General features: G+C 60.4%; 11 protein-coding genes. 6 read left to right on the top strand and 5 right to left on the bottom strand.

Features of this window, described 5'->3' with window-relative positions:
* Window positions 1-223: 223 nt before the first annotated feature.
* Complete coding sequence (locus AACY18_RS15850; RefSeq protein ID WP_339432305.1) at window positions 224-1,732, bottom strand: AhpA/YtjB family protein; 1,509 nt, start codon at window positions 1,730-1,732, stop codon at window positions 224-226.
* Window positions 1,733-1,866: 134 nt separating this feature from the next.
* On the opposite strand from AACY18_RS15850, the gene serB reads away from it, so the two are divergent.
* The gene (gene serB / locus AACY18_RS15845) at window positions 1,867-3,081 is read left to right on the top strand and encodes a phosphoserine phosphatase SerB (protein ID WP_339465341.1); all 1,215 of its coding nucleotides are present in this window, start codon (window positions 1,867-1,869) and stop codon (window positions 3,079-3,081) included.
* 103 nt (window positions 3,082-3,184) lie between these two features.
* On the opposite strand, the gene AACY18_RS15840 is transcribed toward serB, so the two are convergent.
* Window positions 3,185-4,939: a molecular chaperone gene (locus AACY18_RS15840; RefSeq protein WP_339465340.1), complete on the bottom strand. Its 1,755-nt coding sequence runs from the start codon at window positions 4,937-4,939 to the stop codon at window positions 3,185-3,187.
* Window positions 4,940-5,159: 220 nt separating this feature from the next.
* Between AACY18_RS15840 and AACY18_RS15835 the strand changes: the two genes are divergently transcribed.
* Window positions 5,160-5,561 carry a lectin OAA family protein gene (locus AACY18_RS15835; RefSeq protein WP_221731209.1) on the top strand — a complete coding sequence of 134 codons (402 nt, stop codon included), beginning with the start codon at window positions 5,160-5,162 and terminating at the stop codon, window positions 5,559-5,561.
* Window positions 5,562-5,629: 68 nt separating this feature from the next.
* Here the strand turns inward: AACY18_RS15835 and asd are convergent, their stop codons facing one another.
* Genes asd through AACY18_RS15820 form a run of 3 tightly spaced genes read right to left on the bottom strand, consistent with a single transcriptional unit; the run spans window position 5,630 to window position 8,905 of the window.
* Window positions 5,630-6,490 carry an archaetidylserine decarboxylase gene (gene asd, locus AACY18_RS15830; RefSeq protein ID WP_339432308.1) on the bottom strand — a complete coding sequence of 287 codons (861 nt, stop codon included), beginning with the start codon at window positions 6,488-6,490 and terminating at the stop codon, window positions 5,630-5,632.
* 18 nt (window positions 6,491-6,508) lie between these two features.
* Window positions 6,509-7,324, bottom strand: coding sequence for a thiosulfate sulfurtransferase (gene rhdA / locus AACY18_RS15825; protein WP_339432309.1), 816 nt, complete (start codon window positions 7,322-7,324; stop codon window positions 6,509-6,511).
* A gap of 42 nt (window positions 7,325-7,366) precedes the next feature.
* Window positions 7,367-8,905: an HDOD domain-containing protein gene (locus AACY18_RS15820; protein WP_339465339.1), complete on the bottom strand. Its 1,539-nt coding sequence runs from the start codon at window positions 8,903-8,905 to the stop codon at window positions 7,367-7,369.
* Between the two features lie 166 nt (window positions 8,906-9,071).
* Between AACY18_RS15820 and motA the strand changes: the two genes are divergently transcribed.
* The 4 genes from motA to AACY18_RS15800 all read left to right on the top strand — a co-directional run.
* Window positions 9,072-9,923: a flagellar motor stator protein MotA gene (gene motA / locus AACY18_RS15815; RefSeq protein ID WP_339432311.1), complete on the top strand. Its 852-nt coding sequence runs from the start codon at window positions 9,072-9,074 to the stop codon at window positions 9,921-9,923.
* Window positions 9,924-9,926: 3 nt separating this feature from the next.
* Window positions 9,927-11,003: a flagellar motor protein MotB gene (gene motB, locus AACY18_RS15810; protein ID WP_339432313.1), complete on the top strand. Its 1,077-nt coding sequence runs from the start codon at window positions 9,927-9,929 to the stop codon at window positions 11,001-11,003.
* 90 nt (window positions 11,004-11,093) lie between these two features.
* Window positions 11,094-12,227, top strand: a complete 1,134-nt coding sequence (locus AACY18_RS15805; protein WP_339432314.1) for a sterol desaturase family protein — start codon at window positions 11,094-11,096, stop codon at window positions 12,225-12,227.
* A 212-nt stretch (window positions 12,228-12,439) separates the two neighbouring features.
* Window positions 12,440-12,641, top strand: a 202-nt coding sequence (locus AACY18_RS15800; RefSeq protein WP_339465338.1) for a hypothetical protein, incomplete at its 3' end; no start/stop codon positions are given.

Raw genomic sequence — 12,641 nt, 5'->3', positions numbered from 1 at the left:
AGTCAAGACAAAGCCCGCCTTGTGCGGGCTTTGTTGTGTCTGCTGTCTGGCGATTTGTGGTCAGGCGTCTAGCCCCTTCGCGAGCAAGCCCGCCCCCACAAGGGTTCTGGTGTTTGCGGTTCCCCTGTGGGAGCGGGCTTGCTCGCGAAGGGGTCGGATCAGGCTACGAAAAAGCCCGCAGACAATCACTCATCTGCGGGCTCCTTTACAGCGGGGTCAGACCTCAGGCCCGGCGCTCATGCATCCGCGCCAGTTGCCGCTCCAGCATCGATGGATAAGGCTCCATCAACCGCTCGACACAGCACGCCCCCTCGGGACTGGCGATCGGGCGAATCCGTGCACGCTGACGGATTAGCGCGTCATCACTGATCTTGCGTTCAACCAGCAGCAAATTGCGGCTGTGCTGTGACAAGGCCAGCGCGTCCTGGGCCGAATCGGTGAGCAGCAGATCAATCTGGCTCAGGCCGAACAACTCATCACCCAGGGTCAGGCCCAGTTGCAATTGCAGGGTAATGCCACTGTCCGCGACTTCAATCTGCAACTGATGGCCCAGCGCTCGCAGTAACTCGCCGCAACAGATCGCGTTGGTCAGGTAGTCGTCGCCACTGTCCTCGGTGTGGAACAGCATCAGCGTGCTGCCATCGTTCAGGGTTTCGATCTCGCCTTGATACAGCGAAGCGGCTTGATCGAGGCAATCGCGGTAGCGCTTTTGCAACTCTTCCAGACGGGTCCGAGGCAAACGGCGCAGTTGCTCCTGCGAGCCCAGTTGCACGGCCAGTACTGCCGTGTGCTGAGGCACGCTTGGCGTGGCCTGGCGAATCGGCGGTTGCGCGGTTTCATTCAAGGACTCGTCACGCAGGTCGGCGAAGGCGTCGTCGTCCTCATCGTCTTCGACGGTGCTGACCACCCGGCGTGCCGCAGGCTTTTGCGCGGCCATCGGCCGGCTCTCGTCGAAGCTCGGGTCGCGCAGGTTACGCACCTCGAACTCGGTCTCGTCGTCTTCGAACTCGGGCTCCGGTTCTGGCTCGGGTTCAACAGGCTCGGGGGCATAGTTGGCGTGTAACTGACGGGCCAGATCGCCGATCTCGTCCTGACGCTCGATGCCCGGGGTGTACTCATCGATCCGGCGCAGCCATACGCGCAGTTGCAGGAGCGGCGTGGAGATGTGCCGACCCAGCCGCAGGCTCAGGGCCAACGACAGCGCCAACAGAATCGCACTCAAGATGCCCATGCTCTGCAGGCTGATGGTCATCGGCTGCTGGAACTGATCCATGTCCAGGCTGATGCGCAGTTGCCCGGCGGTCACGTCCTGAAAAGTGATCTTGCTTTCGTACATGCCTTCGGCTTCGCCCAGCAGGCTGTGCTTGGGGCGCTGACCGGACTCGGCGAGGATGCGGTTATCCACGCTGTAAATGGCGGCGTGGGCCACCAGTTTGTTTTTGGTCAGATTATTGAGCAGTACGTTGAGGCTGAGGATGTCGTTGGACACCAGCAGCTCCGTGGCGGAGGTGGCGGTCTGCGTGGTCAGGCTTTCGCCCAGCGCATCGGCCTGTTCGTGCATGGCCTGCTTGAATTGCAAACCCATCACGCCGGCATAGATCACCAGGGCCAGAGCGACCAGGATCACGTTATGGCTGGCAATGCGCAATGCAATCGGTACACGGCGGTGGCGCAGTGCACGGAAGATCAGCAGGAAGAAGTTATCGGTTTTAACTGGCGTGGGCCGGTTCACTGAGCTCGGCTCTTTTGTCCGTGAAGTTGACGCGCAGTATAGCGACAGGCCCTAGACCGGCAAAGCGCTCGCGGTGCCCGATGGTCACTGAAAGTGGGTAGAATGCGGTTTTTTTCCAGTTGCGGGGGTGCGCGTTGCGCGAAATCGTCCTGATTAACATCACGGGAGTCGACCGTCCGGGTCTGACGGCGGCCATTACCGGTGTTCTGGCCCAGGGTGGTGTGAACATTCTCGACATCGGTCAGGCGGTGATCCACGACACCCTGTCGTTTGGCATCCTGGTTGAAATTCCCGATTCCTTGCAAGGCAAGTCGGTGCTCAAGGACATCCTGTTCAAGGGCTACGAGCTTGATCAGCAAGTGCGCTTCACCCCAGTGTCCGAAGAGGATTACCAGCAATGGGTGGGCAATCAGGGCAAGAAACGCCACATCGTCACCCTGTTGACGCGCAAAGTGACGGCTGGCCAATTGCAGGCTGTCAGTTCGATCACCGCCAAATACGGCCTGAACATCGATCACATCGACCGTCTGTCGGGTCGCATGCCGCTCGACACCCCGGCCGACCAGGGCAAGGGCTGCATCGAGTTCTCCGTGCGGGGCGAAGCGGCTGATCCGCAGGCGCTGCGTGCCGAGTTCCTCAGCGTCGCGCAGGAACTGAACGTCGACATCGCCTTCCAGGAAGATTCGCTGTTCCGTCGCAACCGTCGCCTGGCGGTGTTCGACATGGACTCGACGCTGATCGAAGCCGAAGTCATCGATGAACTGGCCAAGGCGGCCGGAGTTGGCGAGCAGGTTTCGCACATCACCGAGCGTGCCATGGCGGGCGAACTGGATTTTCGCGCCAGCTTCAAAGAGCGTCTGGCGCTGCTCAAAGGCCTCGACGTCAGCGTGCTGGACTCGATCGGTGCTTCGCTGCGCCTGACCGAGGGAGCCGAAACCCTGTTCGCCGAACTCAAGTGTCTGGGTTACAAGACCGCAATCCTGTCGGGCGGCTTCACCTATTTCGCCAAGCAATTGCAGGCCAAACTCGGTATCGACTACGTGTTCGCCAACGAACTGGAAGTGGTCGACGGTAAGTGCACAGGCGTGGCGATCGAGCCGATTGTCGATGCGCAGCGCAAGGCTGACCTGTTGAAAGAACTGGCGCACAAGGAAGGTTTGCGTCTGGAGCAGACCATTGCGGTCGGCGACGGCGCCAATGACCTGCCGATGCTGGCCATTGCCGGGTTGGGCGTGGCGTTTCGCGCCAAGCCGTTGGTCAAGCAGTCGGCGAAGCAGGCGATCTCCACCCTTGGGCTCGATGGCGTGCTGTATCTGCTGGGCTTCCGGGATCGCGACGGGCAGCTCTGACTCTCCAGGGCCAGCGTCGGACTCTTCGCAAACAAACCCGCTCCCACTTTGGAATGCATTTCAAGTGTGGGAGCCGGCTTGCTCGCGAAGGGCGCAACCCGGTCTAAAGCGACTTCCACAACGAATCGAAATCCTCTTCGCTCCCGCTCTGCGACGCCGCCTCCAGCGAGCGATAGGCAAACTGATTGAAACTGTGCGTACTCGCCACCCGTCGATCCAGCCCGGCGGGGTGCTCCTCGCCCAGGGTGTTGATCAGCACCTTGCTGCCTTCCTGAAAGGGTAAACGCGGCGCCAGCAAGGTGGCCGGCAAGTCGATCGAGCTGATCTGCGGCAGTAGCAATCCGCGTAAATAGTGGCTGTGATCGTCCCGCGAGCGCACCAGTTGCAAACCGCACGGTTGTGCATGGGGCGCCACCAGTTCAATGCCCATCTGCGTGCCGCTGCCGCGCACCTGCCGGATCCAGCGAATGACCGCGATGCTCCAGCCCTGATTCGTGCTGTCCTGAATCCCGAGCATTTCCCCGGTCTGTAGCTCGACGGGGACTTCTTTCGGCCAGCCCAGGCAATAACCACCGGGACTGTGATTGATCACAGGCAGAGCATACGTCGGATAGTGTGGCGTGCTGTCGGTGCTGCTGTCGTCCTCCACCAACTGGTCGTACTGAATTTCTTCGTAGGGCAGAAACTCATCGGCCTTGCTTTGCGGCGCGGCGTCGAACGCCTGGCTCCAACTGTCCTTTTCACCTTGAGTCACGGCGCTGCTGAAGTTTGCCGCGCGTGCGCCGGGGTGCTTGAGCAGTTCGCTGAACGTGCGTTCACCACCCAAATAGAAGTGCAGGGCGCTCATGCCCACGCACACGGTCAGGCTGCCTTGGCCCACGGTGCGCTGAAAACTGCGCTCGGCCGCCTGGCCCCAGGTCGCATGCAAGTGTTGCAGGGTGTCGAAGCTCAGCCCGGCAGGGACGGGCAGCGGCGTCGACGTGTCCTGGCGCTGCAGAAATGCCTCGATGACATTCACCAGCGGCTGCGGATCGAAGCCGAGCAGTGCATTTTTCTGCTCACTGCGGAACATGTTGCGATAGCGCGGCCCGGCATCGAGTTCGGCGCTGATCGCAAACAAACCCTCGTCCGGGCTACCGGGATGCAGTTTGAGCAAAGCACTCCACGGCTCGATCACTTCTGCCAGCCGGGCAATCTGGTTCTGTCGCAGTTGATTGCAGCGGGCGCAGCCCAATAGCAGGGCGGCGATGTAAGTCTGTTCCAGGCTCAACTCGGTGCTCAGGCTGGCGAGATCGTCATGCACCTGGCGCTGTTGCAACTGCAATTGACAGGCTATTCGATAGAGCTGATGCAGCTCGAACCACAGATGCTCCGGCGGCGAGCTGTACAACTGCGCGGCGCGCACCCCTTGAGCTTTAAGTGCATGGGCTGCCCGTTGCAGGGTCTGGCTGACAAGTGCTGCGCGATCCTTGCTGTACTTCGGCGCAATGCGCAACACGATCTGTTTGTAGCCGATGGCCAGATGACCTTGCAGCGCCTGACACAGGTTGCTGATCTTGCGCGAGCGCTCGTCGAGCATGATCGCCTGATGCAGGAAGTGCCGCTCCAGATGCTGGCAGACGAAGTACACCTCAGGGCGCAGCAGTTCCAGCAGTTGCAGGCGATTGTCACTGGGGGTGAGCAACAGATTGAGTTCGCCCAGGCCTTGATACAACAGGCGGGCGGTTTCGCCGATGTTGGCTTTGGGCAGGTCGGCGATCCAGCGTTTGAGATCGCGCGGGGTGTGTTCACAGAACGACAGGCGCGTTTGCGTTGGCGTCGGGGCGCGTAATGTCGGTTGGAATTGAGGCTCACTCATGCCATGACCAGCTCCGGAAACGAATGGGGCAATGCACAAAACTCTAGCAGCTGTGGCCGGGTTCGCGGGTTCCTGTGGGGTTTTTTACCGTTTGTCTGCTTGCTCGTTGCCATGCCGTAGGCGCAACTAGGCTCTTAGGCGTGCGATCGGATACGCACGGTCGTACGGCCTGTTGCCAATAGCGGGCAGGTCTCTTCATAACTTCAAGGAGATGAGGTTCATGTCTAAATATGTAGTGGCAAATCAGTGGGGCGGCAGTTCGGCCCCTTGGCATCCAGGTGGAGATTGGGTGCTGGGCGCGCGGGACAACCAGAACGTCGTGGCCATCGAGATCAAGTCCGGTGACGACGGCAAAACGTTCACCGGCACCATGACCTACGCCGGTGAAGGGCCCATTGGCTTCAAGGCGCAACGCACAGGCCAGAACCAGTACAACGTCGAGAATCAGTGGGGTGGCAACGATGCCCCGTGGCATCCGGGCGGCAAGTGGGTCATTGGCGGACGGGACAATCAGAACGTTGTCGCGTTGAGCGTCACTTCCAATGATGGAGGGAAAAACCTCAGTGGCACCAATACCTATGCCAACGAAGGGCCAATCGGCTTTCGTGGGCAAATAGAGTAACGGTCCCCGCGAGTCGTATCCGCCCATTCGCAGACGTGCGAACGGGCGGATCAGTGGCTACATCAGACTCAGGCTTTTGGCAGCGCCAAACCCTGGCCCATCTGCACTGGCGAGCCAGCCGCCAGTTCTTCAGCCCACTTCACTTGATCCGGCCCGAACAGCACGATCGCGGTCGAACCCAGCTTGAAACGGCCCAGTTCGGCGCCTTTTTCCAGATGAATCGGCGCGCGGGCGGCTTCGTCGTAGCGGAAGGTTTTCAGCTCGCGTTTCGGCGGCGTGACCAGGCCGGCCCACACGGTTTCGATCGAAGCCACAATCATCGCGCCCACCAGAACAACCGCCATCGGGCCGCGTTCGGTGTCGAAAATGCACGCTACGCGCTCGTTGCGGGCGAACAGCTCCGGGACGTTTTCGGCGGTGGTCTGGTTGACCGAGAAGATCCGGCCCGGGATGTAGACCATTTCACGCAGGGTGCCGGCCAGCGGCATGTGTACGCGGTGGTAGTCCTTCGGCGACAGGTAAATGGTGGCGAAGTCGCCGCCCATGAACGGCGCTGCGTTTGCCGCGTCACCGCCGAGCAGTTCCAGCACGCTGAAACTGTGGCCCTTGGCCTGGAACACCCGACCGTGTTCGATCGGGCCGAGCTGGCTGACGGCACCGTCGGCCGGGCTGAGGACTGCGCCCGGGGTTTCGTCCAGCGGACGCGCGCCGTCTTTCAGGGCGCGGGTGAAGAACGCGTTGAAGTGCTCGTAGGCAGTCAGGTCTTCAACCAGTGCCTGCGACATGTCCACTTGATAGCGCTTGGCGAACCACTGGGTGAACGCATTCTTGAACCAGCGCACGCGGCACTCGGCAATGCAGCCGGCCAGGCGCGACAGCAAATGATGAGGCAGCAGGTACTGGCTGAGGATAAACAGACGCTCTTTCATTAGTTGTCCTTAAAAACCTTAAATCTCGACAGGCGTGTCGGGGTGGTTGCCCCATTCGCCCCAGGAACCGGCGTAGCCTTTGACTCGCGGATAACCGAGGGACTTGGCCACCAGATAAGTGAAGCCCGACCGGTGATGGGTCTGGCAGTGGGTAATGATTTCTTTGTCCTTGGTGATCCCCAGGTCTTCGAGGATCTGCGGCATGTCAGTGCGAATGCGTAACTGACGCGCCTTGTCCATGCCCGCCGTCCATTCGAAATTGACGGCGCCGGGAATATGGCCGGCTTTGGCGGCCAGGACCTTCTCGCCGGAGTATTCCAGCGGCCCGCGTGCATCCCAGATCGCCAGGTCGGCGGCGCCGAGACGGCTTTGCAGGTATTCGCGCGTGGCGGTCGGTTCTTCGTGCAGCGTCAATGCCACCGGACCACCGGCGGCAGGAGGTACCTGGATCGACATCGGCATGCCATCGGCCAGCCACGCCGGCAGACCGCCATCGACATAGTGGTACTTGTCGTGACCGATCACGTCGAGCAGCCAGATGAAGCGTCCGGCCCAGCCGCCGCCCTCGTCGTCATAGACCACGTAGACCGCGTCCTGGCGATGGCCCAGCTCACCGAACAACGCTTCCAGATCGGCTTTGGCCGGCAACAGTCCCGGCGCCGGTGGCTGGCCGAACTGGGTTCGTTTCGGATCGACAAACCGCGCCCCGGGAATGTGTCCTTCGGTGTAGCGGGCGGCACTGGTCAAGTCCACCAGAATCAGATCGCTTGCCTCGAGCCTGGGGAGCAGGTCGCTCGGTTCGATCACGAGCGGCAAGCCAGAGAAGTCAGACATGTGAGGTCTCCAGAGCACAAAGTGGGGGATTGTAGCGCAGCCTCATCGGCCACGGCTGCTAAAGCTGTGCAGGGCTTTTTCGATGCATTGCGCGGTTTTGCCAAAGGCTTGCACGGTGATATCGGCGAAGGGGCCACCGCCCTGATCGGCGACGACGATCATGATCACCCGGCCATTGTTGACCAGTGAGCGCAGGAACAGGTGCTCGCCACGAAACAGCGAGCGCAGGTTCGGCGGCAGCAGGGCAGAGAATTGTCCGTGGTTTTGCGGGTTGATCCGTACCTGCGCCTGTTGCGCGAGCAGCCGTTGCAGGACTTTGCTCTGACTGACCACAAAGTTCAGCGCCCCCGCTTCTTTTGGCAGGCCGAAGGTCTGGTGCACGCGCAGATTGGACTGGGTGCGATCGGCCATCAGGATCATCACCCGATGCATGCCGCTGGCGACCAGGGCGTCACGGGCGGCAACGGTCAGGCTCATGGCATTGGTGAAGCGACTCGGCTCGGCCAGCAGTTCGGCGCATTGCCGGCGCCACTGCGTCAGATCTTCGGCGCTGGGGGCGGCGGCCGGGAGCATTCCGGCCGGCAAGCGATGAGTGCCCCACGGCCATAGCAGCGAAATGGCCGGGTGCCACAGATCCGGCAGCGCATGGTGACGCGCGCTGTTGGCCGCCTGTTGGTGCAATTGCTGCTGCACCTCGTCCATCGAAATTTGCAGATAAAGGCTGGTCAGGTACTGCCAGCGCTTACTGTGCGGACTGTCCCACGCCTGTTGCGCCGACAGCGCCAGCCCGTTGGCCAGCAGCACGGTGTTGGCCGGCTGATTGAGCCAGCGGCGCAACGTCGGATCATCGTCCAGACGATTTTGCTGACGTAACGGGTGCTCGCTGTCGCGGGCGATTCTAAGGACCTTGACCAATTCGCGGCGCTCGCCGAGCAGCAATTTGTAGCCTTGTTGCACCCAGACCGGCAGGTGCCATACGTGCACCAGCGCCTCGGCGATTTTCAGCAGGCGCACGCCGAACAACTGTTTCTCGACAGTGCGCGCCGACTCGCCCTTGTGGATAACCCGCAGTTCCCACTCTTCAAGCAACTGTGGATACGTCAGCGCCAGCGGCCACAACGGCGAGAGAAACAGCAGACTGCCCCAATGAATGTCCTGCCACAGCCGCGCCAGGCGACTGGCAAAAAAACCGTTGGCCTGTTGCGTGGCGTGTTGGCTGATCATTTGCAGTTGCCGCAGGGCCTTGGGAATCTGCATCTGCGGTTCGGCAGGCAGGCGTGCCAGCAGTTCTTCGGTGCGGGCGAGGCCGAGACGGTTGATCGCCACTTCGAGATTTTCCGCCGGTGTGCTCATCGTGCCGTGGGTGTGACGATTTGCCTCACGGATGATGCTCAAGGCCAGCGCCGGGCTGTCCTGCATCAGGTCAGCGATGTCGCGCAGAGAACTGCGGTTGTCACGAATGGCCCGGCAGACTTTGTCGTGAGCGTCTTGCGGCACGGGCAGGCGCACGCTATCGAGCCATGTCACCCAGCCTTCAAGGGTGGTCGGTTTTACGTGTGGGACGTTCGTTTCATTAGCCATGTCTGGACGAGATCTTCACTGACTGTAGACGCGCCCGGCATGGGCTAAATTGGCTTTTCGCCTGAACTGGCTATAGTCTGGCGCAGTTTTGCCGATAAGTAGAAGAAGAGATTTTTTAACTTCCGAATATGACCTTGAACCCGACTTAAATAAGTACTTTCTACCTATGGCTAAAATTATCGGCATCATCGTCGTATTCGCGAGCGTGCTCGGCGGATACGTGCTTTCCCACGGCAAGATTGCCGCCCTGGTCCAGCCCTTCGAGGTGATGATCATCGGTGGTGCGGCACTGGGTGCATTCCTCCAGGCCAACCCCGGTTACATGACGATGCACGTGCTCAAGAAATCCCTGAGCATGTTCAGTTCGCGTTTCAGCCACACCTTCTACCTGGAAGTGCTCGGCCTGATCTACGAGATCCTCAACAAGAGCCGTCGCGAAGGCATGATGGCCATTGAAGGCGACATCGAAGACGCCGCCGCGAGCCCGATTTTCGCCAAGTACCCGGCAGTCCTTAAAGATGAACGCATGACCGCGTTCATCTGTGATTACCTGCGCATCATGTCCTCCGGCAACATGGCTCCCCACGAGCTCGAAGGCCTGTTCGACATGGAGCTGTACAGCCTCAAAGAAGACCTTGAGCACCCGTCCCACGCGGTAAACGGCATTGCCGACGCCATGCCGGGTTTCGGTATTGTCGCGGCGGTACTGGGTATCGTGGTGACCATGGCATCCTTGGGTGAGGGCGATCAGAAGTCCATCGGTCTGCACGTCGGTGCGGCGCTCGTGGGTACCTTCTTCGGTATTCTCGCCGCGTACGGTTTCTTCGGCCCGTTGGCGCATTCCCTGGCCCACGATGCCAAGGAAGAACTGAACGTCTACGAAGCCATCAAGGCCTCGCTGGTGGCTTCGGCTTCCGGCATGCCGCCATCGTTGGCGGTGGAGTTCGGTCGCAAGGTGCTGTACCCGGCGCACCGTCCAAGCTTTGCCGAGCTGGAACAAGCCGTTCGCGGTCGTTAAGCCATGGAAAATAATCAGCCGATAATCATCAAGCGCGTCAAGCGCATAGCCGGTGGGCACCACGGCGGGGCATGGAAAATCGCCTTCGCCGACTTCGCCACGGCAATGATGGCGTTCTTTCTGGTGTTGTGGCTGCTGTCCACCGCAACGCCGGAGCAGAAGATCGCCATCGCCGGCTATTTCAAAGACCCGGTCGGCTTCTCTGAAAGTGGCACGCCTTACATCATCGATCTGGGCGGTACACCGACCCTGGCCCCGGAAAATACCCTCAACCCCGAGGTGAAATCCCAGCCACAACCGGACAAGGTCACCGTCGACACCGATCAGGTCGAAGGCATGGCCGAGCAGGTCGAGAAGGAGCGTCTGGAACTGCTCCTGCAAGAGTTGCAGAACAAGGTCGACGAAAACCCGCAACTGCAGAAGTTCAAGGATCAGATCCTCTTCGAGATCACGCCGAACGGCTTGCGCATCCAGATCATGGACGCCGAGAACCGGCCGATGTTCGACTCCGGTTCCGCACGTCTGAAGCCGTACTTCGAAGACATCCTGCTGGCCATGGCCGACACCATCAAAGCGGTGCCGAACAAGATCAGTATCAGCGGCCACACTGACGCCCAGCCATACATTGGCCGTGGTGATTACGGCAACTGGGAACTCTCGGCCAACCGTGCCAATGCCGCTCGCCGCGCATTGGTCGCTGGTAGCTATCCGGAGGAGCAGGTGGCGCGAGTGGTGGGTTATGCCTCGTCGGCGTTGTTCGACAAGGAGAACCCGTTCAATCCGGTCAACCGCCGCATCGACATTGTCGTGCTGACCAAGAAGGCTCAGGCAGCCATCGAAGGTGCGCAAGGTGCCGAACCGGCGAAACCGGCAGAGCAAGGGCAAAATGGTGCCGTTGCAACGCCACCGGTCGATCCGAACGCACTGCCGGCCGATCAGCAACCGGTGCCTGCCCACGAGTTGCGTGAACGGTTGAACCTGTTCGACGACGCGGCACCGAAACCGGCCGAGCCGGGAAGTGCGGCGCCGGCGCCGACAACGCCCCCGGCGACTGCACCGGCCCCCGCGCCGAAGCAGTGACCCCTAAAAAGCCACGGTAACCGTGGCTTTTTTGTGCCTGCCTGCGTCGCATTGACCAATCGCAGTTTTCGCATTCACGGAAGATCAGTTATGGAAAGAGTCAAAGCCTATTTTCAGCGGCACGGCCACGCCCCCTTCAAGTTTGGTGAGGGGCGGGTCAGTGGTTATATCTCGGCCACGCTCGGGCTGTTGAGCCTGCTCGCGGTGTTGTGCTTCCTGTTTCCCGAGTGGCTCACCACTGCTGAACTGCGCAAGGTCTACGACGAACAGTTTGCGCGTACCACGCTGTTGCTGGGGCTGGTGCTGTCGTTCAGCCTCGGTACCCTGAATATCCTGCTCAACAAACGCAAGCGTCTGGGGATCACCGGGCTGGTCGCGTCGGGGCTGGCGGTATTTCTCGGCGGCACCAACGTGCAGGTCAGTGCAATCGGGCAGACCCCGTACTCGCTGGGTCTGGACTGGTTTGTCCTGGCGCTGCTGGTCTCGGCCATCGTGTTTATTCCTCTGGAAAAACTGTATGCCAAGGACCCCGAGCAAAACATTCTGCGACCGCACTGGCGCACTGACCTGACCTACTTTTTTGTCAGTCACATGCTGGTGCAATTCATCCTGATTTTCATCACCGCTTCGTCGAGCTACATCGCCGGTTGGGCCGTGTCGCCGGGCTTTCAGGCCAGCGTGCAAAGCCTGCCGCTGGTGGTGCAGTTCCTGCTCGCGGTGCTGGTGGCGGACCTCGGTCAGTACTGGCTGCATCGGCTGTACCACGTTGTACCTTTTCTGTGGCGCCTTCACGCCGTGCATCACTCCAGCACGCACATGGACTGGCTGGCCGGCTCGCGCGTGCATTTCATCGAAATCCTGCTGACCCGCACCGGCGTACTGGTGCCGCTGATGCTGCTGGGCTTTGCGCCGCAGGCGTTGAATGCCTATGTGATTCTGGTCGGCGTGCAAGCCGTACTGGCCCACGCCAACGTGCGGATCAAGGGTGGCTGGCTGAATTACCTGATCGTGCTGCCGCGCTACCACCACTGGCACCACGCCCGGCACAAGGACTACATCTACAAGAACTACGCGATCCACACGCCACTGGTGGACATGCTGTTCGGCACCTTCAAGCTCCCGCCGAAAGAATGGCCGGTGCGTTATGGCGTATTTGGCAAAGAGCTGCCGGGCGGGATTGTGCAGCAGCATCTTTATGCGTTTAAGAAGCCTGAGCCGAAGTAGGGCAGGTGGATGTGGAGGAGCCGCGTTGATCGCGGCTTTTTTACGTCTGTTGAACGGCAGGCTGTTGTAAAGGAAATGTCCTTCCGATTTTGAAGAATCCCCCTACAGCTATCTTTTTTTCGCCTCGTTACTGTGCCCGCCAGTTCTCGCGAGCACAAACCAGGGACGGTTTCGACATCGCGCTCTTTTCCTCTTTGCTTAAGGATAAGCGTATGTTCCGGCCGGCCAATGCGGCGCATTTCTCGTTGCAGATTCCTGCTATCCGTCACGACTTCAAGGTGCTGGCGTTCAGCGGCACCGAAGCAATCAGCAACCTTTACAACATCCACATTGAACTGGTCAGCGAGCACCCGGATTTCGATCTGGAGAGCTTGCTCAGCCAACCGGCGTTTCTGCAATTTGGCCATAACGGCG

The sequence above is a fragment of the Pseudomonas sp. EA_65y_Pfl2_P74 genome, assembly GCF_963970575.1.
Classification (GTDB): Bacteria; Pseudomonadota; Gammaproteobacteria; order Pseudomonadales; family Pseudomonadaceae; genus Aquipseudomonas; species Aquipseudomonas baetica_A.
This window is presented reverse-complemented; position numbering and strand designations above follow the sequence as displayed.

What these genes read in the sequence shown, in the direction of transcription:
- AACY18_RS15805 (WP_339432314.1), top strand. Translation starts at nt 11,094, where the DNA reads ATGGAAAGAGTCAAAGCCTATTTTCAGCGGCACGGCCACGCCCCCTTC.
- AACY18_RS15840 (WP_339465340.1), bottom strand. Translation starts at nt 4,939, where the DNA reads ATGAGTGAGCCTCAATTCCAACCGACATTACGCGCCCCGACGCCAACG.
- rhdA (WP_339432309.1), bottom strand. Translation starts at nt 7,324, where the DNA reads ATGTCTGACTTCTCTGGCTTGCCGCTCGTGATCGAACCGAGCGACCTG.
- AACY18_RS15820 (WP_339465339.1), bottom strand. Translation starts at nt 8,905, where the DNA reads ATGGCTAATGAAACGAACGTCCCACACGTAAAACCGACCACCCTTGAA.
- motB (WP_339432313.1), top strand. Translation starts at nt 9,927, where the DNA reads ATGGAAAATAATCAGCCGATAATCATCAAGCGCGTCAAGCGCATAGCC.
- AACY18_RS15835 (WP_221731209.1), top strand. Translation starts at nt 5,160, where the DNA reads ATGTCTAAATATGTAGTGGCAAATCAGTGGGGCGGCAGTTCGGCCCCT.
- asd (WP_339432308.1), bottom strand. Translation starts at nt 6,490, where the DNA reads ATGAAAGAGCGTCTGTTTATCCTCAGCCAGTACCTGCTGCCTCATCAT.
- motA (WP_339432311.1), top strand. Translation starts at nt 9,072, where the DNA reads ATGGCTAAAATTATCGGCATCATCGTCGTATTCGCGAGCGTGCTCGGC.